Genomic DNA, 25,505 nt, shown 5'->3' with positions numbered 1-25,505 from the left:
TCATGTGATGAAAAACAGGTTGACATGAATTATAGACGTACGTTAACATTGTACCTTGAACGGATACTCTTATCCCGAGTTGGTGGAGGGACAGGCCCAATGAAACCCAGCAACCTGCTCTTGCAAAAACCGAGCGTATGTATAGATTTATTATTCTCTCGTCCATACTTCTTTTGTGAAATTGGCTGCGAAACGAGTTGGTTATTTTCACGCCCAGTTTTGAGAGAAAAGGTGCTAACCTGAAGCAAGGGATTCCCTTGAACGATAAGAGTGAAAGGCTAAAGTGTTACAATGCAACCTTTCCCTCAATATTATAGGAAAGGTTTTTATTTTTATTATGGCCTTGGTCGTTGGTAGTGATATTTTACCAATGTTTATAACATACTACTACGTAGGGAACGAGTACCGTGAGCATGATGTTTGTATAAAGTATTGATTCGGTTCACCTTTCCATTACGACACTATAAAGGAAGGGAAAAATTTTAGGGGAGGAATCTTTATGACAGTTAATCGTCGCCTTTTTACTTCTGAATCGGTTACAGAAGGGCATCCTGATAAAATTTGCGATCAAATTTCAGATGCTATTTTAGACGCTATTTTAGCGGAAGATCCAAATGCACGTGTAGCCGCTGAAACTTCTGTGACAACAGGGCTTGTACTAGTTTCAGGAGAAATTACAACATCTTCATATGTGGATATTACGAAAATTGTTCGTGATACGATTCGGGATATTGGTTATACACGAGCAAAATACGGTTTCGACGCTGAAACTTGCGGGGTACTCACTTCGATTGATGAACAATCTCCAGATATTGCGTTTGGAGTAAACGAAGCTTTAGAATCACGTGAAGGTCAAATGAGTGATGATGAGATTGAAGCGATTGGTGCAGGTGACCAAGGGTTAATGTTCGGTTTTGCATGTAATGAAACGAAGGAATTAATGCCGTTACCGATCTCATTAGCTCATAAACTAGCACGTCGTCTGACAGAGGTTCGAAAAGAGGAAGTTCTTCCATATTTACGACCTGATGGGAAAACACAAGTAACGGTTGAATATGATGAAAAAAATCAACCTGTTCGCGTGGATACGATTGTTCTTTCTACACAGCATCATCCAGAAATTACATTAGAACAAATTCAAAAAGATATTCGTGAGCATGTTATTAATCCTGTTGTTCCAAAAGAACTAATTGATGAAAAAACGAAATTCTTTATTAATCCTACAGGTCGTTTTGTCATTGGGGGACCACAAGGGGATGCAGGTCTTACAGGTCGAAAAATCATTGTGGATACGTATGGTGGCTATGCTCGCCATGGTGGAGGAGCTTTCTCTGGGAAAGATCCTACAAAAGTGGATCGTTCTGCGGCGTATGCAGCGCGTTATGTAGCAAAGAATATTGTTGCAGCGGGCTTAGCTGATAAATGTGAAGTTCAATTTGCTTATGCGATTGGAGTTGCTCAGCCAGTATCTATCTCTGTTGATACATTTGGTACTGGGAAAGTTTCAGAAGATGTATTAGTGAAAGTTGTTCGGGATCATTTCGACCTTCGTCCAGCGGGGATTATCAAAATGCTAGATCTGCGCCGACCGATTTATAAGAACACGGCGGCATACGGTCATTTTGGACGTACGGATATTGATCTTCCTTGGGAACGAACAGATAAAGCAGAAGTATTGAAAGAACAAGCTTTGAAATAATATGATAGGGGGAGTTACATTTACAATGTGACTCCTTTATTATTGTTATAAAATTTAGAACTATGGGTAACTTTTTGAAAATGAGCTAGAATAACTATTAACAAATCAATCTAATTTGTTACAATTTTTTTATGTTCACTATAAAATGGTAGAAGTTTATAGAAAGATAGTTTACATTATAGGTTAGGACTTGAACTTTATTTTTAAATCAAATAGAGAAGAGGATTTTCTATGTGTGGCTTTATTGGTTGTGTAAGAAATGTTTCTGCAAAAGAGATCGTATGTGATCAACAACAATTTAAACAAATGAATGATCTCATTGAACATCGTGGTCCTGATGATGAAGGTTTTTTTTCTGATGAATTTATACAATTCGGTTTCCGTCGCTTAAGTATTATTGACATCGAAAACGGTCATCAACCATTATCTTATGAGAATGAGCGATATTGGATTATTTTTAACGGAGAGATTTATAATCACGTAGAATTACGCGAAGGTCTTATCCAGTCTGGCTATGCATTCCAAACCTCTTCAGACACAGAGGTGATTATCGCCTTATATAGTCAAATAGGGGAAGAAGTGGTTGATAAGCTGCGTGGAATGTTTGCTTTTGTTATTTGGGATAAGCAGGAGAAAGTTTTATTTGGTGCAAGGGATGCTTTTGGCATTAAACCATTTTTCTATTTAGAAGAGGAAGATCGAACGTTTTTTGCATCGGAAAAGAAAAGTATTTTACTATCTTTAGAAAAAAAAGAATTTGATCATGATGCCTTGCAACATTATTTAACGTATCAATATGTCCCTGAGCCTTATACCTTAACAGCGAACATTAAGAAGTTGGAACCTGGTCATTGTTTTACGAAAAAACTAGGAGAAAAGATGAAGATTCGCAGCTATTGGAAAGCATCTTTCCGTCCTATTTTAAAATCAGAAGATCAATATATTAAAGAAATTCAAGATGTGCTACTTGATTCTGTCAATGTTCATATGAGAAGTGATGTGCCAGTTGGATCTTTCCTATCTGGTGGAATTGATTCCTCCATCATTGCTTCTATCGCTAAAAACTTCCATCCGAATATTAAAACATTTTCTGTTGGTTTCCAACGAGATGGATTTAGTGAAATTGATGTTGCGAAAGAGACAGCTGACAAGCTAGGTGTTGAGAACATTAGCTATGTCATTACACCAGAAGAATATATGAAAGAACTTCCGAAAATCATGTGGCATTTAGATGATCCATTAGCAGATCCAGCATGTGTTCCATTATATTTCGTTGCCCGTGAAGCTAGAAAACATGTGACCGTTGTTTTATCAGGTGAAGGGGCTGATGAACTATTTGGCGGATATAATATTTATCGAGAACCACAATCCTTGCAAGTTTTTAATAAAATTCCTATGATCTTGAAATCATTTCTCCGTCTCATAGCGAAAATGATGCCTGAAGGAATGAAAGGAAAGAGCTTTATTGAACGCGGAGTAACTCCAATGGAAGAGCGTTATATTGGAAATGCCAAAATGTTCACGGAACAAGAGAAAAGAAGTCTTCTCCGCCATTATTCCGAAGGCCTTGATTATCAAAAATTGACAAAGCCATTTTATATGGAAACAAAAGATTATGATCCTGTTGATCGGATGCAATATATTGATATTCACACATGGCTTCGTGGTGATATTTTATTAAAAGCGGATAAGATGACGATGGCTCATTCTTTAGAGCTTCGTGTTCCATTCTTAGATAAAGAAGTATTTAAAGTTGCTTCTAACATTCCAACCCAATTAAAAACAGCTCATGGAACAACTAAGTACATTTTAAGAAGAGCAGCTAAAGGTATCGTTCCTGATCATGTACTTGATCGCAAAAAATTAGGATTCCCAGTTCCAATCCGTCATTGGTTAAAAGACGAAATGTATGATTGGGCATTGGATCTAATTAAAAATAGTGGTGCGAATGAATATTTCCACCAAGATTATATTTTGAATTTATTAGAAGATCATGTTCAAGGGAAAATGGATAATAGTAGAAAGATTTGGACGATCCTTGTCTTTATGATTTGGCATGATGTCTATGTTGAGGAAAAATATGATTTTGGAAAGAAAAAACCAGAATATCAAGTGGGATAAAAAAAGAAGAGGATGAGGCTGTCCTAAGTAACTTAGGCGCCTTTCCTCTTTTTTATTGTTGGGGATATGGATATCATTAGCTTTTGAACTACCTTGCCTCGTTCCCTTTATTTCAGTCGAAACCTACGAAATTCGTACGCCGATGAACAGGCGCTTCCGCTTTTGATCGTCCAGCTCCAGCGCCTATCGTCTAGCGAATTTCTCCGTCTTTTCCCTACGATAAGTCAACATCAGCTCGAAAATACCTCGCTGTGTTTCCTTTATCTCAGTCAAAGACTACGAAATCCGTACGCCGATGAACAGGCGCTTCCGCTTTTGATTTTGATTTTTATGGAAGATAGGTGATGGCTTGTCTTCCCATTTGAATCCAAGATTTTTCGAAAGTTTGGATTGGTTGTTTTTTGTTTTTTGTATTTGTAAGGGGGTCATTGAAGTATATATATTCTTCATCATATCCCGTTATTAATACGGAGTGCTCTTTATACGTAATCCGGATCTCTCCATCTTCTGTATGCCATGTTTGGAAATAGTGATCGGGTAATTCATCATAAGCTGTATTAATGATGACCCAAACTGGTCGTCCGTCGGATAGCTGGATTTTAATATCCTCGAAGTCTCCTCCTGATAAATCAAGCACTTTATGATCAGGTAAATATTTTTTAGCCAATTCGGCTATAGGTTCATGAAAGACCCCTAAACCAGGTTCTTCAAATGTATACATATTCCCTACGAAACCATTAGCTGGATTGCCAAAATAAATCTTTCCATTCTCTTTTTTGTATGTAGCAGGGTTTCGTTTAATTTCTGATGCCAGTGTCATTTTATCTGTTGATACACCGGCACTTTGAAGTAGCATCGCTAGACTTGTGACTTCACATCCCCGAGGTAATTCCGGTAATTGTGCAACAAGGGGTGCATCAATTAAAGTACTGTCTTTCATTTTAATAACTGAATAATAGTGTTTGAACAGGGGCTCATCAATGGCATATAAAAATCGTTCTTGATTATTTTCATCTAAACTGAGAAACATTCCGAAAAGAATCAAGATTATCATAATAAAAGATGATATAGCCAACTTTCCGTTAAATCTTTTCCAAATGAGAATGACGAATACGATCAGCATGATCAAAATAAGAAGTAATATAAATTTAAGTGTCATTTCAATTCCGAAACATCCTTTTTATAATTGTTAAAAAAGAGGGGCATAGTAACATTAGCCATTCTTATTTTTTTTGTAAAGTTTTATAATATTGAGCTTTCTCTGCGTATTCTTGATAGATACGGTTCATTTCCTTTTGGTCATGGTCATTGATGGGACGAATGACTTTTGCAGGTCGCCCAAAGGCCATTGTGTTTGGAGGAATGACTTTTCCAGGTGGGACGAGACTCCCTGCTCCAATAAAAGCTCCTTCACCAATTTCAGCATTATCTAAAATAATCGATCCCATGCCGATTAAGGCTCCTTTTCTAATCTTACAGCTATGTAGAATCACTTGGTGGCCAATAGTTACGTCATCTTCAATAATGAGCGGATTATTTGGACTTTGATGAAGAACTGAATTATCTTGGACATTTACTTTTTTTCCGATAATGGTGGGAGCGACATCTCCGCGAATGACACTATTAAACCAAATGCTAGACTCCTCACCTATTATGACATCTCCCGTAACGGTTACATAATCAGCAATATAGGCTGAATCAGCAATTTGAGGTTGCTTTCCTTTATATGGATAAATCATGTGAAAACTCCTTCCTTGTGTAGACATTAATTAGACCTTTTCTATATTTTATAGGAAATAGCATCATTTGTATAACTTATTTCATTAAAAGGGGGACCGGTGATGAGAAAATGGGAAACTGAGGATGGGTTTGCAAAAGCCGTGATCATAATGATCCATGGAGCGATGGAACATCATGGACGATATTGGTGGGTCGCAGAAATGTGGAGAAGCTCGGGCTTCCACGTTTTAATGGGGGATTTACCTGGACAAGGTCTGTCGTCAAGAAGAAAAAGAGGACATATTGATTCATTTGATGAGTATATAGATGAAGTGAAAACGTGGGTTCAGTCCGCTGCTCAGTACGAAATGCCAATTTTTTTATTAGGTCATAGTATGGGTGGATTAATTGCGGTTCGATTATTACAAGAAGCCAGACTTCCGATTACAGGTGTGATTCTTTCTTCTCCTTGTTTAGGGATTCATTTTACCCCTCCAAAGATGTTGAATTTTCTTTCATACGGTCTAAATTATTTATTGCCTTCCCTCAAAGTTTCGCCGCGTTTGACCATTGAAATGGCAACAAGAAATAAAGAAGTTCAAAAGGTGGATATGAACGACACGTTATTCTTAACGAAAGTATCTGTAAGATGGTACCGGGAATTAGTCCATGCGATCGATCTTGCCTTCACGAATATTTCGAAAATGCCTGATCTTCCTCTCTTAATTATGCAAGGGGGAGATGATAAAATTGTCAATAAGGAAGCAGTCAAGAAGTGGTTTAATCAATTATCTCTTACAGAAATGCATTACCGAGAATGGCCGAAGCTATATCATGAAATTTTCAGTGAGCCAGAGCGAGAAGATGTGTTTGAATATGGAAAAGACTTCGTCGAGGATTGTTTGCGTACACTTGGTTATTTAATTGAGTGAAAAGAGGTTATAAAATGAAACTGCCTAATGAACCTTTAACATTAATGAGAAGAGTGTATAAAGATGTATTTCCTGTCGTTCATAAGGAATTGGATGGTTTGAAACAAAAGGCGATGGAAATTCCTAATAGAGAATTACGAAGACAAGCATTATCGAGCATTCAATTGAAAACTTTTCATTGTGAAGGTGGCGCGATTTTAGCTTTGATTTCATTAGAGAAAATGGAGGACGCGATCAAATTTATCGTCGCCTACCAGACCATTAGTGATTATTTGGACAATCTTTGTGACCGCAGCAATTCATTAGACCCGAAAGACTTTGCTGCCTTGCATGAGGCGGCAGAAGATGCCTTAACGGTTGGGGCTCCAATTAGAAATTATTATCGGTATCGAATGGATCAAGATGATGGAGGATATTTGTATGAGCTTGTTCATACTTGCCAATCTGTTCTTGGAAAAATAAAGCATTTGGATAAGATTACCCCGTTTTTGCAAGAACTATGCCATTATTATTGCGATCTCCAAGTGCATAAGCATGTTCAAATCGAAGAAAGAGAAGATCGACTGATTCAATGGTTTCACTATGAGGAACCTTGTGAACGTGATCTGTATTGGTATGAGTTTTCGGCATGTGCCGGGTCTACTTTGGGGATTTTTTGTTTAATTGCTTATTCCTTACGGGATGATTTCCAACTGGAAGTGGCTAAAACGATTCGGGATGGATATTTTCCATTCGTTCAAGGGCTCCATATTTTACTTGATTATTTCATCGACCAAGAAGAGGATCATCTTGAAGGGGATTTGAACTTTTGTTTTTATTATGAAAATAATGAAATGATCTTTAGGAGATTTCAATATTTTTTTGAACAGGCGGATCTTCACGCAAGACTTCTTCCCGACGCGAAATTCCATCAACTCATTATTCGGGGATTACTTGGAGTTTATTTATCCGATGAGAAGGTGAGAAGAGAGAAAAAGATGAATAAAATGGCGAAAAAAATGGTTCGTTTTGGAGGGACCATGAGTATGTTTTTTTATTATAATGCACGTGCATACCGCTTCTTGGCAAAATAATGCAATGGATACCAAATCAAATCAATGGACATCTTTTTCATTGTCAATGATAATGAGGTCATGAAATGAATGATAAGGAGATGTAAAGATGTCTTTAAAGTTAAGTGTTTTAGATCAATCGCCTATATCTGAAGGAATGTCAGCTGAAGAAGCACTTGCTAATACAGTGGAACTTGCGCGTCATGTGGAAAAATTAGGATACTCAAGATTTTGGGTTTCCGAGCATCATGATGCAACAAGTCTCGCAGGTTCCTCACCAGAAGTGTTAATTTCGCATATTGCTGCGAAAACAGATCATATCCGTGTAGGGTCCGGAGGGGTGATGCTTCCTCATTATAGTGCATATAAAGTGGCTGAAAACTTTCGGGTATTAGAAGGATTAAATCCTAATCGAATCGATTTAGGGTTGGGACGAGCTCCTGGAGGAATGCCACTGGCGACGATGGCTCTTCATGACGGTAAACCAAGAAATGTCGACCGTTACCCTGATCAAATTGAAGAGTTGCTAAGGTTTTTACATGACTCCATAGGCGACCATCAACCGTACCGCGGTTTGAAGGCTTCCCCCCTAATAAAAACATCCCCAAAAGTTTGGTTATTAGGTTCTAGTCCTTCCAGTGCGATGTTAGCTGCTGAGAAAGGATTACCTTATTCCTTTGCTCAATTTATTAACGGAAATGGTGGGCCTCAGTATATGGCAGCATACCGAAATAATTTCAAACCTTCCCCTTATTTAAGTCATTCAAAAAGCATGGTATCTGTCTTTGTGATTTGTGGAGAAACGCAAGAGGAAGCAGAATGGATCGCTTCGAGTCTTGATTTATCAATCTTGATGATTGAGCAAGGTATGACTTCTTCTGGTACACCGAGTCCGGAAAAAGCATCCGCTTATTCATATAGTCCATATGAAAAAATGCGCATTGAAGAGAATCGTAAACGAATGGTCGTCGGGGATCCACAGCATGTGCGAGACGAATTATATCGATTAGGCGAGTTGTATGAAACAGATGAGATCATGCTCGTTTCCATCATTTACGATTTCAAAGATAAATTAAAATCATTTGAATTAGTAGCAGAAGCTGTATTGAAATGAAAATCTACGGGGGCATCTCGGTTATGAGATGCGCCTGATTTTTTGTTCACGAAACAACCAGGCGCCGATTCTCGTCGTCTATCATGAAAACGGATCTTTCCCCCGCTTTTCTAATGCGATGATAAACGGTGGGTTATTCTGTTGATTGATAAATTGATATTGCAACACATGTACTTTCGATTGGTCGAGCTTTTTGACAAAATGAAGAAGCTCATCTCTTTCGACCGCTCCTTCTTCATGTCCATGATAAATGACTAAAACAATGATACCTTCTGAACTCATCATTTTTAGTAATTGTTCGACCGCTGAAATCGTCGTATCAGGTTTTGTCACGATTGACTTATCACCTTTTGGTAAATAGCCAAGATTAAAGATCGCACCTGAGACCCTTTTTTGTAAGTCGTCAGGAATGAGTTCAGAAATATGCTCATGCCCTTGTAAAAATAAAGTCGTTCTGTCGAGCAGTTTTTCTTTTGCTAGGCGTTCTTTTGTCTTATTAATGGCTTGTTTTTGAATATCAAATCCAAATACGTGACCACTATCTCCAACAAGATTAGCTAAAAAAACGGTATCATTTCCATTGCCAATGGTCGCATCAATCGCGATACTGCCATCTTGAACGGATTTTTGTAATAATTTTCTCGCAAAGGGTAATATGCCGTCTAATTTCATTCTTTCACCTTCGTTTTCATTTGATGATAATATTTCCCTTGCCAACTGTTGCGGCGTTTTAACTCACGATCAATCGCATTTAATACTTCCCATTTATTTACACTCCACATCGGTCCAACCATCAAGTCAATAGGTCCATCCCCTGTGATTCGATGAATGACCATTTCAGGGGGTAATATTTCTAATTGGTCGCAAACTAAGTTTACATAGTCATCGAATGAAAGGAATTGTAACAATCCTTTCTCATATTGTTTGACCATGGGGGTTCCTTTTAATAAATGAAGAAGATGGATTTTGATTCCTTGAACATCTAAATCGGTAACTTGTTTCGCAGTTTCCATCATCATTTCCTTCGATTCTAAAGGTAATCCATTAATGATATGGGAACAAACTCGAACACCATGTTTTCTTAATTTCGCGACACCGTCGACATAGCATTGGAAATCATGGGCACGATTGATTAGTTCTGCGGTCTGTTCATGAACCGTTTGTAAGCCTAGTTCCACCCATAAATAAGTCCGTTTATTCAATTCAGCTAAATATTCGACTACATCATCTGGTAAACAATCGGGCCTTGTGGCAATTGAAAGTCCGACAACGCCTTCTAATTGAAGAACGGTTTCATATTTTTCACGCAGTACATCAACAGGGGCATGAGTATTTGTGAAAGCTTGAAAGTAGGCCATATACTTCCCATCTTTCCATTTCTCATGCATTTTTTCTTTTATTTCATTAAATTGTGTCGTTAAGTCATCTGCCCGATTTCCGGCAAAATCGCCAGAACCCGCTGCACTACAAAATGTACAACCACCATAGGAAACCGTACCATCACGGTTTGGGCAATCAAAGCCACCATCTAAAGCAACTTTAAAGACTTTATGTCCAAATGTTTGGCGTAAATGATAGTTCCACGTATGATATCTTTTTTGATCACTTGCAAAAGGAAATGGATTTTCCATGCTTCCTACCTCCTAAAAAATCCCTACATCCATCTAAAATGCCTACCATTGGGGTTTTCATGCTTCCTAATATTATCATAAAAAAATAAAGTGAACATAGAAGCGTTCCCCTAGAAAACCGTACTTTCCCATCTATAGAAAGTGAAGCTTTTGAAAAAACTAAGAAAAGAAGCCTATAACGCTTCAACAGTTGTGAGGAGGATGAGTATGGCAACAAGAGATTCGATGGATCAATTCATCCAGCGTTGTGAAGATGTATTTAGACAAGCACAAGATCAGTATAAAGAAGGGCATCTCCAAGGACATTATCATGATGAAGAATATACAGAATCGATGCAACAACTAGAAGAACTATATAATGATCTATTGCAACTATATAATAGTGCAAATAGCCAACAAAGAGAGATGTTAGACCGAAAACGATTTCAACTACAACAGCTTCAAAATAATATGATTTTATTAGATCATGATCGGTATGGAGGGAGAATGTTTTGAAGAGACGTTCTAATCAAAATAACCCGGAGCAAAAAACAAAAAATGGCATAAATCCAGAACGATATGAATTTGCCGCTGAAAATAGCCCTGTGGACCAACTAAAAAGGAAAAATGCCAAAACAAGTCAACCAGTAAAATCAAAGCAATCATAATCGAAAAAACCGTCATTTTATATGGCGGTTTTTTCAGTGCAGTCGCCTTCACTTTGGTCATCCAGTTGCGGCTCCTTGCTGCTCGAGGTCATCTGTCCATCCTTTCTGTCGCAAAGTACGCGACGTCAAGGCTGTTCAGATGCTTGTCGCAGCAAAGCAGTCGCCTTCACATTTGTCATCCAGTTACGGCTCCTTGCTGCTCGAGGTCAAATGTCAATCTCCTACAGAAGGAAAGGCCCCTTCTTTCGGATCTTGTCATTTGCTTGTCGCAGCAAAACAGTCGCCTTCACTCTTGGTATTATAGTCAGAATTTTAAGATGCTCAATGATATTGAATGGACAAAATAAAAGGATTAAAATTAGATTTTAGAATTACGAAATAAACGTATGTTTTTACAAGAGAAAGAAGAAAAGGGGGATCGAGATGCCAAGATCATTATGGCTATTAGTAATAGGGATGGCGGTCAATGTAACGGGATCGTCTTTTTTATGGCCGTTAAATACCATTTACATGCATGATCATTTAGGAAAGTCATTATCGATTGCGGGAATGGTCTTAATGTTGAATTCCGCAGCTACGGTGATAGGGAATTTATTTGGCGGTGTTTTGTTTGATAAAATAGGCGGATATCGCTCAATTTTATTTGGAACCATTACCACTTTATTTGCGTTATTTTGTCTATATATTTGGCATGGGTGGCCACATTATGTCATTTTTCTAACAATCGTTGGATTTGGGTCTGGAATCATTTTCCCTGCAATTTATGCAATGGCCGGGTCGGTTTGGCCTGAAGGTGGAAGAAAATCGTTTAATGCCATCTATATTTCACAAAATTTAGGGGTTGCATTAGGATCTGCATTAGGTGGGTTTGTCGCATCTTTCTCTTTTGAATATATTTTCTTAGCCAACTTATTAATGCTTGTTCTTTTCTTTTTGATTGCGGTAATGGGATACCGAAATATATCTGTCGCCACGGGCCCTACGAGTATATTGGAACAAAATCAGGGAATCAAACAACTCCGAAAATTAACTTCTCTTATGATTTTATGTAGTGCTTATATGCTCTGCTGGGTCGGTTATGTGCAATGGCTTACGACAATCGCAAGTTATACACAAGAAATCAATATTTCATTAAGTCAATATAGTTTGCTTTGGACAGTCAATGGGGCTTTTATCGTGTTAGGTCAACCTTTACTCGCTCCCATCACGAGAAGATTTCGTCATAATTTAAAGGCACAAATCATGATTGGAATCGTGATTTTTATCGCCTCATTTGCTGTTACAGCAGTAGCTGATGGGTTTAAAGGATTTCTTGCCGCCATGATTATTTTAACAGCTGGTGAAATGCTAGTTTGGCCAGCCGTTCCAACGATTGCCGATAGCTTGTCTCCAAAAGGGCGTGAGGGATTTTATCAAGGGGTCGTGAATTCAACGGCGACCGTTGGGAAAATGTTTGGCCCTGTCTTAGGAGGATTTCTTGTCGATTTATATGGCATGTCGGTATTATTTATCATCTTAATCGGCTTGTTGATTCTTGCCATTTTCTTAGCTAGCATATATGACAAACCATTGAGGAAAGAAGAAGCAGACTCATGTTTGGCCTCCCATTCCTCTTAAATAAATGATGAATACTTGCATCCTTGTACCATTTTGTCTAAAATAATCTTATATTTATATAAAGTAAAGATGATGACAAAGGAGTAGTAATGGTTTTTTTCTGACAATCAGAGAGTTGACGGGAGGTGCAAGTCAACCAGATCAACCATGAACTCGCCTTTTTAGTTGTAAATGTGAAAAAGAATTAAGTAGCATTTGCCGTTTGTCCGCGTTAGGGATGTAAGCGAGTGTACATACACTAATATGGGTGGTACCGCGGGAGTCTATCTCTCGTCCCAATTGTTGGGGCGGGGGTTTTTTAATACAAAAATTTACTTTTTTCTTCACATTTTTGTAAATATAGATCATCTTGTTGTAAAAAAAGGAGGTTAACATAAATGAGCTTTGATCATAAGCAAGTCGAGAAAAAATGGCAGCAATATTGGGAAGAGAATCAAACATTTAAAACAACGGAGGATAAAGATAAACCGAATTTCTATGGATTAGATATGTTTCCATATCCTTCAGGTGTAGGGTTGCATGTAGGACATCCAGAGGGGTATACAGCAACAGATATTTTATCCCGTATGAAACGGATGCAAGGGTATAATGTTCTTCATCCGATGGGGTGGGATGCATTCGGTCTTCCTGCGGAGCAATATGCCCTTGATACAGGAAATGATCCGGCTGAATTTACGGAGAAAAATATCAGAACATTTAAACGTCAAATTAAATCTTTAGGATTTTCTTATGACTGGGATCGAGAAATTAATACAACGAACCCGGAATATTACAAATGGACTCAGTGGATTTTCTTAAAATTATATGAAAAAGGGCTAGCCTATGTAGATGAAGTTCCCGTAAACTGGTGTCCGGCACTTGGAACAGTTTTAGCTAATGAAGAAGTAATTGATGGAAAGAGTGAACGGGGCGGACATCCTGTTGAACGTCGTCCGATGAGACAATGGGTTTTAAGAATTACAAAATACGCTGATAGATTATTAGAAGATTTAGACGAATTGGATTGGCCAGAAAGTATTAAAGATATGCAACGGAACTGGATTGGTCGTTCAGAAGGAGCCGAAGTGACCTTCAAGATTGAAGGCTATGAAGATACATTTACTGTTTTTACGACTCGACCAGATACTTTATTCGGGGCAACATATGCTGTCTTGGCACCTGAACATCCACTTGTTGACAAAATTACAACAAAAGAACAAAAAGAAGCAGTACAAAACTATATCGATCAAATTAAATCAAAAAGCGATCTAGAGCGGACCGATCTAGCCAAAGATAAAACAGGTGTATTCACTGGTACGTACGCAATCAATCCTCTCAATGGAGAGAAGATGCCGATTTGGATTGCAGACTATGTATTAATGAGCTATGGAACAGGCTCCATTATGTCCGTACCTGCCCATGATGAGCGCGACTATGAATTTGCTAAGAAATTTCATTTACCAATTAAAGAAGTTGTGGCCGGTGGGAATATTGAAAAAGAAGCTTACACTGGTGAAGGAGAACATATTAATTCTGAATTCCTTAATGGCTTAAATAAAGAAGAAGCTATTGAGAAAATGATCGCTTGGTTAGAGGAAAAAGGAATTGGAACGAAAAAGATTACCTACCGTTTACGTGACTGGTTATTTAGTCGTCAACGTTATTGGGGAGAACCGATTCCAGTCATCCATTGGGAAGATGGCACAACAACAGCCGTACCTGAAGAAGAATTACCATTAATGTTACCAGTTACAACGGAAATTAAGCCAAGTGGGACTGGTGAATCGCCATTGGCTAATATTTCTGAGTGGGTCAATGTTGTAGATCCTAAAACAGGTAAAAAAGGTCGCCGTGAAACAAATACGATGCCACAATGGGCGGGAAGCTGTTGGTATCATTTACGCTATATTGATCCGAAAAATAGTGAAGCGATCGCTGATCCAGAAAAATTAAAAGCATGGTTACCGATTGATATGTATATCGGTGGGGCAGAGCATGCTGTTCTACATCTATTATATGCACGATTCTGGCATAAATTTTTGTATGATATTGGGGTTGTTCCAACGAAAGAACCATTTCAAAAATTATATAACCAAGGAATGATTCTTGGAGAAAATAATGAAAAAATGAGTAAATCGAAGGGGAATGTCGTGAACCCGGATGAAGTCGTTGAAAGCCATGGTGCAGATACATTGCGACTATATGAAATGTTTATGGGGCCATTAGATGCATCTGTTGCCTGGAGTACATCTGGCCTTGATGGAGCACGGCGTTTCTTAGATCGGATCTGGCGTTTGTACGTAAATGAACAAGGGGAATTAAGTGATAAGATAACTGATCAAGGACAGGAGCTTGAAAAAGTTTACCATCAAACGGTGAAAAAGGTGACAGAAGACTATGAAGCCTTACATTTTAATACGGCTATTTCACAAATGATGGTGTTTGTGAATGAAGGGTATAAAGCGACATCGATTCCAAGACCATTTGCAGAAGGTTTTGTGAAATTGTTATCCCCTATAGCTCCTCATCTTGCCGAAGAACTTTGGGAAAAACTTGGGGGAACTGAAACCATTACTTATGAACAATGGCCAACATATGATGAATCTAAATTGATTGACGATGTTGTGGAAGTGGTCATTCAAGTAAATGGAAAAGTCCGCGCCAAAATTAAAATGTCGAAAGAAGCAAGCCGTGAAGAAATGGAACAAATGGCGAAAGAAAATGAAAAAGTCAAAGAACAAATCGAAGGCAAGACAATTCGCAAAGTGATCGCAGTTCCTAGAAAGCTTGTTAATATCGTTGCAAATTAATTTTTTTTAAAAAGAATGGACGGTTATTTAGTAGCCGTCCATTTTCTATTGTTTTTACGTTTGTTATAATGAAAAACATGAAGTTTCACTTTATTCAGTATAAGGAAGGATTGACATAATGGAAATGATTCAAGTCATCACACCGGAGGAGTTAAAAAGCAAATTAGCTTCTGGAGAAAAATTAAATTTAATAGATGTTCGCGAAGACGTAGAAGTAGCAGAAGGGATGATCCATAGCGCCGTTCATATCCCAATGATGGAAATTCCCACATCACTCGACAAGCTAAAAAAAGAAGAAGAATATATCGTTATTTGCCGGTCAGGTCGTCGCAGTGAAAATGTCTGTTACTATTTACAAGAACAAGGATATAAGGTGCGAAATATGATCGGCGGCATGCTAGAGTGGACAGGCGATACAAAACCGAAATATTGATGAAAAGGAGAGCGATTAGGAGCTCTCCTTTTTTGTTGTGATCAGTTCATCAGTAGGGAGAAAAATCGTGGATTCGGTAATAAAATAGCGTAGCGAAAAATAGGCAAAAGCTAGATGTCCTTCAATTGATTGATCGAAAATTCAAAACATCATGTCACATGAACGGATCTAACATTTACTGAAGATATTTTTTGTGGTTTCCCCGATGATTTTCAGTCTCTTTTCAGATTGTTTGTTGATAATACAGTTAAATCGAAAGGAGGAGGAGTAAAAGTGAAACGAATGCTAATGATGTTAGTCCTCGTATTTTCCATCGGTTCAATTAATGGGTTTCCTATTGTACATGCAGATGATGACGATGATGATGAGAAATACTATGAGCATCACGATGATGAAAAGTATTACAAAAGAAAATGGAAAGAGAAAGAACATCGCGATGATGAAAAGTATTACAAAAAAGAAAAATGGAAAGAGGAAGAGGATCACGATGATGATGATGACTATGGCGAAGATGGGGGTGATAGAAAAACAAGTCACTGGTACTTATGGGATCGTGAATTATCGACATATAAAGGGAGTTTACCATTTATAGAGCCCAAGACCATTACATTAAAAAAACGTCAATCAAAAGAACCACTATCGATTTATATTGTTCCTTCACAAGGAGAATTATTCATTCCTGGAAAAGAAGTAAGTACCTTTTTAGGAGCGAAAACAAATTTTTATAAAACGAGTCGAATCCTTGAAGTAAAGCAGGGAGAGACAGAATTAATTTCTCGAGCAGGATCGAATGTGATTTATGAAAATAGGACGAAAACCCCAATGCCAGCTAAAGCTACCTATATTCATGGGGATGTGTATCTTCCAATTAGTGTGTTGGCAAATGGTCTAGGATATTCTGTTGAGTGGAATGAAAAAGAGCAAGTGATGAATTTACAAAAAATGATTCAATGAAAGGAGAAAATAAGATGAAACCTTCAAAAAAAGCTAAATGGATTATTGGAGCAGCAACTGTATCTTTTTCAGCATTGGTGTTAACGCAAATGGGAAATGATGAAGAAATAAAGGATCCTATTCAACCAGAAATTATGATCGATGATTCCCTGTCAGAAAAGGAAAAAGAATTACTTTCATTAGACTGGGTGAACTTTGAGCCTGTATCTGAGCAGCAATATCAAAGTGATCGAACAACGAGAAGATCATAAGGGGAAGAAAGATGCAGACTTTTTCAATTAATATAATGAATACTAACTTTTATTTCATCGTTTCCAATTGTTGCTTTCCAGATTGGCAGGAACAGATCATCTCGTGGCTTTCTTACGTTGAAAAAGAATGGTCAAGATTTCATGAACATAATGAATTGGCCAAGTTAAACCAATTACCAAAAGGGGGTATGATCCAACTTTCTGTCCCTCTTTATGATGTATTAAAAAAGGCCAATGACTATTTTACGCGAACGGGGGGACTTTTTTCTCCGTATTTAAAGCGGCAGATGGAGGAGAATGGTTACACGAAATCCTTTCCATTCACCTTTTCTCCCTCTAAAAGAATAGAAGAAAAAACGATAGAGGCTCAACCCTTTATTTTTTTAAAAGATAAGATAGTTTTAAAAAATACTATAGAAGAAGTCGACTTAGGAGGATTTGCGAAAGGATATGTTGTGGAAAGAATCGCTACCTGGTTAAAAAACTTTGGCAAAGCAACATTCGGACTAGTGGATGGTGGGGGGGACATCAGAGTGTGGTCAGACGGTGAGAAGGAGTGGACAATTGGATTGGCTCATCCCATCCTAGAAGGGAAAGAAATAGGGGCCATCCGAATGAAAAATGGAGCAGTGGCTACTTCGAATCGATTATATCGAAGTTGGACAGATGGATATAAACGAAAACATCATATATTAAATGGGATATCTGGTGAACCTGCCGTGACGGATATTATTCAGGCGACCGTTGTGACACGAAATCTTTTGGAAGGAGAGGTGGCGGCTAAGATGTGCTTTTTATTGAAAGAAGAAAAGCAAGATCATTGGTTTCGTGAGAACTTCCCTACTTGCAAACGTTATATTGTCAAGGAAGGGGATTGTAGAGTTAAATCATTTGATTAGGAGGGAGTTCATTGGAACAATTCGCATCCTTTGGAACATGGCATTTTATTCGAGCATTGGGGTTACTTGCCTTCTTCCATTTCACTCTTTCATTAGTTTTTGGAATGCTTGGTCAATTTCCATCACTGAAAATGAAGAAAGCATTATTTCATCATCTTCACTTAACGTCATCCTGGGGTGGGCTATTTACCGCTATAGCTCATATGATTCTTTTATTATGGGATTCTTATCAACCTTATACAATAAAGGAAATAATCCTTCCATTTTTGTCTACTTATGAACCTATCGAATCAGGAATAGGCACAATCGCCTTTATCCTTATCTTACTTGTAATGATATCATCTGACTTATGGATGAAAGTATTGAAGTATCCTTTATGGAAAAAGAGTCATTTCCTTGTTTTTCCCGCCTGGGTGGGAATGCTCGTCCATGGAATATTAATAGGCACAGATTCATCTAACCCACTGATTACCGCTTTCTATGGAGGAGCACTCGCTGTAGTAATCTCGCTATTTGTTTTAAAAATAATCGAAACATCCACCTCAGCAAAAAAACAGATGAAACAATAGACAAATTACAGATCCATTTAGAGAATATACTTCCCACTCTAGGGTGAAGCTTGATCGGGGGATGAAAAAGACGCATCCCCCGAAATGAAAGTGCTGTGTAGGAAAAAGCTCTATTTATTCTAAAGGTAAAGATACCGTGAAGATGGTTCCTTTTCCTTCCTCACTTTCAACTTCAATGCTCCCGTGATGTATCTTAATAATTTTTTGGGCAATCGATAATCCTAATCCTGTTCCAGTTCGGACTCTAGCAGGATCACTACGATAAAATCGATCGAATATGTGAGGGAGAACATCTTTCTTCATCCCAATACCTGTATCTTCAACGATTATTTTGGCAAAAGATGTTTGCTTTATGAGAGACAGGGTTATTTTTCCCTGTTCTGTATAACGTGCGGCATTGTCTAATAAAATATATAGTAATTCCTGTAGTCTTAAAGCATCTCCGTACATTTGAATATTTTCTTCAATATTCATTTCAAAGTGAATAGAAGTGGGCAATGTCCGTGAAAACTTCTTTCCAATGGTCAATAGTGTATCGGAAAGAGGGAATTTTTCTTTCTTTGCTTGCCATTCATCTTGATCATGTCGCGCTAAAAATAATAAATCCTCAAGTAAACCATTCATTAAATATGTTTCTGATTTTAAATCGTCTAGTATTTCTTGACCAAGTGGACTTAGCTTTTGCTTTTCTTCCGATTCAAGTAACTCCACTGAGCTATAAAAAATGCTTAAAGGTGTACGTAGTTCATGGGAGGCATCTGAAACAAACTTTTTTTGTTTTTCAAAGGATTTTTGTATAGGGATCACCGCTTTTCCAGCTAAATAATAACTTAGGAAGGCTAATAAAATAGAGAAAAGACAGGTCATACCGAAGAAGATCCAGATCATTTTTTGGATGAAATGTTGCTGATCTGTAATCGATTGGCCTACAACGATAAATCCAAGAGGTTGGCCACTTACTACTATTGGTTCCTGTAATAATAATAAATGTTCATCTTTCCATTCCACTTTGTAAATGGCAGATTCGGTTACATCATTTGTTAAATGTTTTTTTAAATCTTGATAGAAGCCGTAAAATGACTCATCACCGTCGACCAATTGTGATTTGTGGTCAAATACATAATAAAAATAGGATCGATTTGGATCAAACTCAATTTTCTTATCCTTATCTTCCAAATGTTCAAGTAGATCATGCTGTTCTTCAAGATAATATTTTTCCAACTCTTTAATTTGCTGATCTTCTACGGCTTTTATTATGAGAAAATAGATTCCGATAATAAATAGTAACAAAAGGAGAAAAAAGGCGAACGTATAAAGGAATGACAACTTTTTTCGGATTGGATTAAACATCGTCATCTCTCAATTTATATCCTATTCCCCTAACATTTTGTATGAGGGAAGGAGTTTGATTTTGATCAATTTTTTTGCGGACAAGTTTTACTAGCGCATCTAATGCATTGTCTGTGACATCACTATCTAATCCCCATATGCGTTCCAATATTTGTTCACGCGTTAAGATTCTCCCTTTATTCCGAAATAAATATTCGATAAATTGGTATTCTTTTTTAGTTAGGACAATTTTTTCATGATGACGATATAATGTAAGCGAATCTAAATATAATGTTAAATTTCCCACTTTAATTTCTTGCTCGAATGTTTTTTCTTTTCTTCTTGAAAGAGCTCTCACCCTTGCAAGTAGCTCCTCCATTTTAAACGGTTTGACGATATAATCATCCGCCCCGTGATCTAAACCAGTGATGATGTCATTTATTTCATCTTTTGCTGTAAGAAAAATGATTCCCCCTTGATAACCGTGTTGGCGTAGATGTTCACATACTTGCATTCCATTAAGTTTCGGCATCATCCAGTCTAGAATGATGACATCATAAGGAGCGATAAGGGCAAAATCTAATGCGTCCCTTCCGTTATCGACGAGTTCTACTTGGTGATTTTCCTTCTGGATCATATGACGTATAATCTTCCCGAGCTTAATATCATCTTCTGCTAATAAAATTTTCATTATAAATTCCCCCTAAATATATATGAACATATATACACTAAATTTTACGAGGGAAATCTGAAAATTACATGAAAAAAGGAATCCAGCTTATATATTAGAGATGAAAAAGTCTATTGAGGTCATGTTTAAATATTCTGGAAAATGTCGAAAATAGATAAAAATGAACATTTAGGTGGGGAGAAATGATTCAAGTAAAAGTTTTTGATTATGAACATGAAAAAGATTTAGAAGAAGAAATGAATGGTTTTTTAAAAAATATCGATGAAAAGAAAATTGTGGATATTAAGTATCATATTGCAGCAATGCCTGAAGATGAGGAGGAACAAATTTATTGTTTCAGTGCGATGGTGATTTATAAGAAATAAACTTCGAACGGGAAATGGATGTTCGAAGTTTATTTTTGTTTATTGCGCCAAGCTATAATGTGCAGCACTCATTCCGGCGAGTCTACCGGTTACAAAAGCGGATGTAATATTGTATCCGCCTGTATATCCGTGGATATCTAGTATTTCTCCACAAAAATAAAGACCATTTACTTTTTTGGATGCCATTGTTTTCGGTTCGACTTCCTTAATGGACACCCCGCCTCCGGTCACAAAAGCTTTTTCAAGTGAGAGAGTTCCGTTTACGGTGAAGCGGAACTCTTTGCATAGATGAACAAACTTTCGAATCTTTTCGAGAGAGAGATTTGTGCAAAGAGCGTCATCTGCTATTTCTGCCTGTTCGAGTAAAAATAAAAAATATCTTTCAGGTAAAAAGCCCTTTAAGCCATTTTTGAATGCTTTTTTGGGGTTTTCTTTGATTTTTTTATAGGTTTGTTGATATAGCTGCTCCTCATTTATTTCAGGAAAAGAATCAATGCACATCATGACCTCATCTGATTTATTTTTCTTCAACTCTTTTACGACGAATTGACTACATCTCAGAACAGCAGGTCCTGAAATTCCAAAATGGGTAAAAATCATATCCATTTGATGGGTAATAATGGGTTTGCCTTTGCGGTTCAATACACTTAATCCGATATCTCTTAAGGAAAGTCCTTGGAGGCGTTTTTCCTTAATAAACTGTTCCGAAGATGTAATGGGAACTTCTGTCGGATACAATTCTGTAATAGTATGTCCTGCTTTTTCTGCCCAAGGATATCCATCTCCTGTTGAACCTGTTTTTGGAACAGATTTCCCTCCTGTCGCGATCACGACAGAATGACAAGAAAGGATTTGTCCGTCCATGAATTCAACCGTTTTTACCCGTTCATTTTCAAATAAGATGTCCTTCACTTTACAATTGGTCCTTATTTCAACACCCAACTCATCTAATCTAGTTAAGAGGGCATCGACGACAGATTGAGCTTGATTGGAAACAGGAAACATCCTACCATGGTCTTCTTCCTTTAAAACGACACCTAGTTTTTCAAAAAATTCGATAATATCCTCATTATTAAAGATAGAAAAAGCCCCATATAAAAAACGACCATTTCCGGGAATGTGTCGAATGATTTCATCAATCGGCAAGCGATTTGTTACATTACAACGACCACCGCCGGAAATCGCTAATTTTCTTCCTAGGTGGTTTCCTTTATCTACTAATAAAACTTTTGCTCCTTGTTCTCCACTCGAAATCGCGGCCATTAATCCTGATGGTCCGCCGCCAATTACAATGACATCATAATTCATGTTTTCACCAACTTGTATGTTTTCTTTCTTAAATATAAGCTTATATAATATGAAAAGGTTTGTCATTAAGCAATGAAATAAGGTAAACTAATTTTTAGTGTTTCTGATTTTTTAAACGATCGGGAAGGGATTATATGTCATCAAAGCTAATTAAAGGAACTTTTATTTTAACATTGGGAACTTTTATCTCCAAATTTCTTGGATTATTCTATGTGATCCCATTTTATAAAATTATTGGAGGACAAGGGGCTGCCTCCTTATATCAATATGGGTATGTACCATATCAAATCTTCATAAGTATCGCGACAGCAGGGGTTCCTTTAGCGGTTTCGAAATTTATCGCCAAATACAATGCATTAGAAGAATATGCTGTAGGTCGAAGGTTATTTAGATCGGGTTTAATTCTGATGACAATGACAGGTATTTTGTCTTTTATTGTGATGTATGTATTAGCTCCTAAATTTGCCCCATTAGTCATTGCTAGTAAGGAACAAATTTACACCGTAGAAGATGTGACAACCGTCATACGTGCGGTGAGCTTCGCTTTGATTCTCGTCCCATTTATGAGTTTAATTCGGGGGTTTTTCCAAGGACATCAATCCATGGGTCCATCTGCGGTTTCTACCGTTGTGGAACAAATTGCAAGAATTGTATTTCTTCTTGTCGGGGCCTATGTTGTCTTAAATGTTTTAAATGGTTCAATCGTGCAAGCGATCAGTGTCGCAACGTTTGCGGCTTTTATCGGAGCATTTGCAGGGCTTCTTGTTTTACTATGGTATTGGTGGAAAAGAAAGAGAAGTTTTAATGAACTTCTGAAAAAAGATAAAGGGACCATGAATGTTTCCATTTCTGAAATGTATAAAGAAATTATTATGTATTCCATTCCGTTTGTGTTTGTTGGAATTGCGATGTCCCTTTACCAACTCATTGATATGATGACGTTTAATAAAGCAATGGCTGAACTTGGAAAGGCAAAACAAGCTGATATTATTTTTGAAATCCTAAATTTTAGTTCACAGAAAATTGTAATTATCCCCGTCTCCCTTGCGACCGCCTTTGCGATGACAGTTGTTCCACTTGTTACGCAATCATTTGTTTCTGAAAAGAGGGAGATGGTAAAAGAACAGCTAGACCAAACCTTTCAAGTGTTATTATTTTTAACCATTCCTGCCGTTATAGGGATTATGATTTTAGCGGAACCTGTTTATACCGTATTTTACGGGTATAGCGAATTGGGAACTGAAGTGTTAAGAGCTTATGCACCTGTAGCCATTTTGTTTTCATTGTATTCAGTAACGGCTGCGATCCTTCAAGGGATTAATGAGCAAAGATTTACGATCTTAAGTCTATTGATCGGAATTTTACTTAAGCTAAGCTTGAATATTCCCCTTATTCATTTATTTGATGTCGAAGGGGCTATCTATGCAACAGCTATTGGTTATAGTGTTTCGATTTTGCTCAATTTATTTGTGATTAAACATTTTGCCCAGTATTCCTTTAACACCGTGTTTCGAAGAACTTTATTAATCTTGATTTTTAATGTTATTATGGCAGTGGTTGTGTTTGCTAGTTATTTTGCTTTAACGTTATTTTTTGATTCTGGAAAGGAAATGCAAGCACTCATTGTGATTATCATCTGTGCCTTACTCGGTGCAGGAGTTTATTTCTTTTTAAGTTTCCGAACGAATTTATTGGAAATGCTTTTTGGAGAACGTGTCGTAAGGTTAAAGAAAAAACTGAAAATTTCTAGAGGATAAAAGAGGTTGAAATGGCTCAACCTCTTTTATGATTGTTTTTGAACTGTGGGTACACATCATCGTGTTTCCTTTATCTCAGTCGAAAACTTCGAAATTCGTACGCCGATGAACAAGGCGCTTACGCATTTGATTAGAATTCTTGGTATTCTTCGTATGGATCGCGGAATCCTAAGCGTCTTTCAAGTCGATCCACCCGTCGATCTAATCGATCTACACGGTTGTTCAAACGCTGTACTTGTCTTTCTAAACGGTCTAGTCTGTTAAAAACGTCTTGCCCTCCTGGGGAAGGTGGGAATTGAGGAGGAAAGAAAAATTCTTGACCTTGCTGACGATACAATGGGCACACCCCCGTAAATTTTTTACTACATGGTAGCCTATGCAAGATCATGGTTCCTTGTGAAAAAATAGAGTGAATACAGAATTTTTTAAAATGAAAAATGATTATTTAATATTCAAATCATTTCGAAACCGGAACTTGATATGTAAAAGGATAAGAGTACAATTAAAAGCATAAACAAAAAATATAGAAAAGAGGCTTATTATGGGGTTATTAAAGGAAACGACTGCAAAAATTAATGATCTTGATCATCAGGTAATGAAACAAGCAGAGGAACGGGTGAATCATTTAATTAAGCCTGTAGGAAGTTTGGGTAAAATAGAAAAATTATTGATTCAACTTGCGGGAATTACAAGAAATCCATTTCCAGAAATACATAATAAAGCGGTGATCGTGATGGCGGCAGATCACGGTGTATATAAAGAAGGAATTGCTTCTAACCCACAAGAAATTACGGCCATTCAAACGAAGTTCTTTCCACAAGGAGCAACAGGTGTTTGTGCATTCGCAAAGCAAACGAATTCCAAGGTTGTGACGGTGGATATTGGGATTGATGGAGATGTATCCACGACTCCAGGAGTTATTCACCGAAAAATTAAATATGGAACAGATAATATGGTCAATGGACCGGCTATGACAAGAGAAGAAGCGATTCGTTCCATTGAAGTCGGCATCGAAGTAGCAATGGAGCAGATGAATCAAGGAGTTAATTTATTTGCTACCGGGGAGATGGGAATTGGCAATACAACAGCAAGTTCTGCCATCACTTCGGTCGTTCTTGGGTTAGATCCAAAGGAAACCACTTGGCTTGGAGCGAACTACCCTGAGGAAAAAATGGCTCATAAAATAAATGTGATAAGAAAAGCGATTCAAGTGAATCAACCGGATCCGAAAGATGGAATAGATATTCTATCTAAAGTTGGTGGCTTAGAAATAGGAGGAATGGCTGGAATCATGATAGGGTGCGCGGCAAATCGTTGCCCTGTCGTCATGGACGGTTATATTTCTGCAGCGAGTGCACTAATCGCTTCCCTCATTGAACCAAAGGTAAAAGATTATATCATCCCTTCTCATTTATCTGTAGAAATTGGAGCTATCAAAGCGCTTGAATATTTAGGATTAAAACCAATGCTCGATTTAGATTTAAGACTTGGAGAAGGATCAGGAGCTGTGTTAGCGTTTAACCTAGTCGAAGCGGCTGTGATGATGAATAAAGAAATGTTCACATTTGAGGAAGCTGGTTTTTAATCGATTAAGTGTCGCTTTTCAGAAAATGATAAAGATGGGAGGT

At 37.5% G+C, this 25,505-nt stretch carries 25 protein-coding genes, 1 riboswitch and 1 other annotated feature; of the genes, 17 read left to right on the top strand and 8 right to left on the bottom strand.

Features of this window, described 5'->3' with window-relative positions; genetic code table 11:
• The first annotated feature begins 66 nt into the window (after positions 1-66).
• A riboswitch (SAM riboswitch) is annotated at positions 67-271 on the top strand.
• Between the two features lie 228 nt (positions 272-499).
• Together metK and asnB are read left to right on the top strand one after the other, a co-directional pair.
• The gene (gene metK / locus J2S13_RS10825) at positions 500-1,699 is read left to right on the top strand and encodes a methionine adenosyltransferase (protein ID WP_307257777.1); all 1,200 of its coding nucleotides are present in this window, start codon (positions 500-502) and stop codon (positions 1,697-1,699) included.
• Between the two features lie 231 nt (positions 1,700-1,930).
• Positions 1,931-3,820: an asparagine synthase (glutamine-hydrolyzing) gene (gene asnB, locus J2S13_RS10820; protein ID WP_307257776.1), complete on the top strand. Its 1,890-nt coding sequence runs from the start codon at positions 1,931-1,933 to the stop codon at positions 3,818-3,820.
• A 328-nt stretch (positions 3,821-4,148) separates the two neighbouring features.
• Here the strand turns inward: asnB and J2S13_RS10815 are convergent, their stop codons facing one another.
• Both J2S13_RS10815 and J2S13_RS10810 read right to left on the bottom strand, forming a co-directional pair.
• Positions 4,149-4,979, bottom strand: coding sequence for a C39 family peptidase (locus tag J2S13_RS10815; protein WP_307257775.1), 831 nt, complete (start codon positions 4,977-4,979; stop codon positions 4,149-4,151).
• Between the two features lie 64 nt (positions 4,980-5,043).
• Positions 5,044-5,559, bottom strand: a complete 516-nt coding sequence (locus tag J2S13_RS10810) for a gamma carbonic anhydrase (RefSeq protein ID WP_307257774.1) — start codon at positions 5,557-5,559, stop codon at positions 5,044-5,046.
• 102 nt (positions 5,560-5,661) lie between these two features.
• Here J2S13_RS10810 and J2S13_RS10805 point away from each other — a divergent pair, with 102 nt between their 5' ends.
• From J2S13_RS10805 to J2S13_RS10795, 3 genes are all read left to right on the top strand, one after another.
• Positions 5,662-6,471: an alpha/beta hydrolase gene (locus J2S13_RS10805; protein WP_307257772.1), complete on the top strand. Its 810-nt coding sequence runs from the start codon at positions 5,662-5,664 to the stop codon at positions 6,469-6,471.
• A gap of 14 nt (positions 6,472-6,485) precedes the next feature.
• The gene (gene tbcS / locus J2S13_RS10800) at positions 6,486-7,544 is read left to right on the top strand and encodes a tetraprenyl-beta-curcumene synthase (RefSeq protein WP_307257771.1); all 1,059 of its coding nucleotides are present in this window, start codon (positions 6,486-6,488) and stop codon (positions 7,542-7,544) included.
• 88 nt (positions 7,545-7,632) lie between these two features.
• Positions 7,633-8,637, top strand: a complete 1,005-nt coding sequence (locus J2S13_RS10795; RefSeq protein ID WP_307257770.1) for an LLM class flavin-dependent oxidoreductase — start codon at positions 7,633-7,635, stop codon at positions 8,635-8,637.
• An 81-nt stretch (positions 8,638-8,718) separates the two neighbouring features.
• Here J2S13_RS10795 and mnmM read toward each other — a convergent pair whose 3' ends face one another.
• Positions 8,719-9,309, bottom strand: a complete 591-nt coding sequence (gene mnmM / locus J2S13_RS10790; RefSeq protein ID WP_307257769.1) for a tRNA 5-(aminomethyl)-2-thiouridylate-methyltransferase MnmM — start codon at positions 9,307-9,309, stop codon at positions 8,719-8,721.
• Positions 9,306-10,268, bottom strand: coding sequence for a tRNA modification radical SAM protein MnmL/YtqA (mnmL, locus tag J2S13_RS10785; RefSeq protein ID WP_307257768.1), 963 nt, complete (start codon positions 10,266-10,268; stop codon positions 9,306-9,308). Before mnmL ends, mnmM begins: the two co-directional genes overlap by 4 nt.
• A gap of 207 nt (positions 10,269-10,475) precedes the next feature.
• Here mnmL and J2S13_RS10780 point away from each other — a divergent pair, with 207 nt between their 5' ends.
• The 9 genes from J2S13_RS10780 to J2S13_RS10740 all read left to right on the top strand — a co-directional run bounded on the left by J2S13_RS10780 (position 10,476) and on the right by J2S13_RS10740 (position 18,427).
• A complete protein-coding gene (locus tag J2S13_RS10780) occupies positions 10,476-10,763 on the top strand; it encodes a YtzC family protein (protein WP_307257767.1) in 288 nt (95 codons plus the stop codon).
• Positions 10,760-10,915 (top strand): glycogen biosynthesis protein GlgD, encoded by a 156-nt coding sequence (locus J2S13_RS10775; RefSeq protein WP_307257766.1) that lies wholly within the window; start codon positions 10,760-10,762, stop codon positions 10,913-10,915. Before J2S13_RS10780 ends, J2S13_RS10775 begins: the two co-directional genes overlap by 4 nt.
• 423 nt (positions 10,916-11,338) lie before the next feature.
• Entirely contained in the window at positions 11,339-12,532 is a 1,194-nt protein-coding gene (locus tag J2S13_RS10770; RefSeq protein WP_307257765.1) for an MDR family MFS transporter, read from the top strand.
• 63 nt (positions 12,533-12,595) lie between these two features.
• Positions 12,596-12,813: a binding site (T-box leader), on the top strand.
• Between the two features lie 96 nt (positions 12,814-12,909).
• Positions 12,910-15,321 (top strand): leucine--tRNA ligase, encoded by a 2,412-nt coding sequence (gene leuS, locus J2S13_RS10765; RefSeq protein ID WP_307257764.1) that lies wholly within the window; start codon positions 12,910-12,912, stop codon positions 15,319-15,321.
• Positions 15,322-15,439: 118 nt separating this feature from the next.
• Positions 15,440-15,754 carry a rhodanese-like domain-containing protein gene (locus J2S13_RS10760; protein ID WP_307257762.1) on the top strand — a complete coding sequence of 105 codons (315 nt, stop codon included), beginning with the start codon at positions 15,440-15,442 and terminating at the stop codon, positions 15,752-15,754.
• 282 nt (positions 15,755-16,036) lie between these two features.
• Positions 16,037-16,708: a copper amine oxidase N-terminal domain-containing protein gene (locus J2S13_RS10755; RefSeq protein WP_307257785.1), complete on the top strand. Its 672-nt coding sequence runs from the start codon at positions 16,037-16,039 to the stop codon at positions 16,706-16,708.
• A 14-nt stretch (positions 16,709-16,722) separates the two neighbouring features.
• The gene (locus tag J2S13_RS10750) at positions 16,723-16,959 is read left to right on the top strand and encodes a hypothetical protein (protein ID WP_307257761.1); all 237 of its coding nucleotides are present in this window, start codon (positions 16,723-16,725) and stop codon (positions 16,957-16,959) included.
• 11 nt (positions 16,960-16,970) lie between these two features.
• On the top strand, positions 16,971-17,858 hold the full coding sequence (locus J2S13_RS10745) for an FAD:protein FMN transferase (protein ID WP_307257760.1): 888 nt from the start codon (positions 16,971-16,973) through the stop codon (positions 17,856-17,858).
• An 11-nt stretch (positions 17,859-17,869) separates the two neighbouring features.
• The gene (locus J2S13_RS10740) at positions 17,870-18,427 is read left to right on the top strand and encodes a ferric reductase-like transmembrane domain-containing protein (RefSeq protein ID WP_307257759.1); all 558 of its coding nucleotides are present in this window, start codon (positions 17,870-17,872) and stop codon (positions 18,425-18,427) included.
• Between the two features lie 114 nt (positions 18,428-18,541).
• Here J2S13_RS10740 and J2S13_RS10735 read toward each other — a convergent pair whose 3' ends face one another.
• Both J2S13_RS10735 and J2S13_RS10730 read right to left on the bottom strand, forming a co-directional pair.
• Positions 18,542-19,777: a sensor histidine kinase gene (locus tag J2S13_RS10735; RefSeq protein ID WP_307257758.1), complete on the bottom strand. Its 1,236-nt coding sequence runs from the start codon at positions 19,775-19,777 to the stop codon at positions 18,542-18,544.
• Positions 19,770-20,447 carry a response regulator transcription factor gene (locus J2S13_RS10730; RefSeq protein WP_307257757.1) on the bottom strand — a complete coding sequence of 226 codons (678 nt, stop codon included), beginning with the start codon at positions 20,445-20,447 and terminating at the stop codon, positions 19,770-19,772. The genes J2S13_RS10735 and J2S13_RS10730 overlap by 8 nt, the downstream gene beginning before the upstream one ends.
• A 182-nt stretch (positions 20,448-20,629) precedes the next feature.
• On the opposite strand from J2S13_RS10730, the gene J2S13_RS10725 reads away from it, so the two are divergent.
• Positions 20,630-20,812 carry a sporulation protein Cse60 gene (locus J2S13_RS10725; RefSeq protein ID WP_307257756.1) on the top strand — a complete coding sequence of 61 codons (183 nt, stop codon included), beginning with the start codon at positions 20,630-20,632 and terminating at the stop codon, positions 20,810-20,812.
• A gap of 39 nt (positions 20,813-20,851) precedes the next feature.
• On the opposite strand, the gene J2S13_RS10720 is transcribed toward J2S13_RS10725, so the two are convergent.
• Positions 20,852-22,120: a BaiN/RdsA family NAD(P)/FAD-dependent oxidoreductase gene (locus J2S13_RS10720; protein WP_307257755.1), complete on the bottom strand. Its 1,269-nt coding sequence runs from the start codon at positions 22,118-22,120 to the stop codon at positions 20,852-20,854.
• Between the two features lie 134 nt (positions 22,121-22,254).
• Between J2S13_RS10720 and J2S13_RS10715 the strand changes: the two genes are divergently transcribed.
• The gene (locus J2S13_RS10715) at positions 22,255-23,877 is read left to right on the top strand and encodes a putative polysaccharide biosynthesis protein (protein WP_307257754.1); all 1,623 of its coding nucleotides are present in this window, start codon (positions 22,255-22,257) and stop codon (positions 23,875-23,877) included.
• A gap of 130 nt (positions 23,878-24,007) precedes the next feature.
• Here J2S13_RS10715 and J2S13_RS10710 read toward each other — a convergent pair whose 3' ends face one another.
• On the bottom strand, positions 24,008-24,214 hold the full coding sequence (locus J2S13_RS10710) for a hypothetical protein (RefSeq protein WP_370874024.1): 207 nt from the start codon (positions 24,212-24,214) through the stop codon (positions 24,008-24,010).
• Positions 24,215-24,418: 204 nt separating this feature from the next.
• Here J2S13_RS10710 and cobT point away from each other — a divergent pair, with 204 nt between their 5' ends.
• On the top strand, positions 24,419-25,462 hold the full coding sequence (gene cobT, locus J2S13_RS10705; protein ID WP_307257753.1) for a nicotinate-nucleotide--dimethylbenzimidazole phosphoribosyltransferase: 1,044 nt from the start codon (positions 24,419-24,421) through the stop codon (positions 25,460-25,462).
• The last annotated feature ends 43 nt before the right edge of the window (positions 25,463-25,505 follow it).

Source organism: Oikeobacillus pervagus (assembly GCF_030813365.1).
GTDB classification, from domain to species: domain Bacteria; phylum Bacillota; class Bacilli; order Bacillales; family DSM-23947; genus Oikeobacillus; species Oikeobacillus pervagus.
The sequence above is the reverse complement of the archived record's forward strand: the minus strand, read 5'-3'. Positions and strand labels throughout refer to the sequence as shown.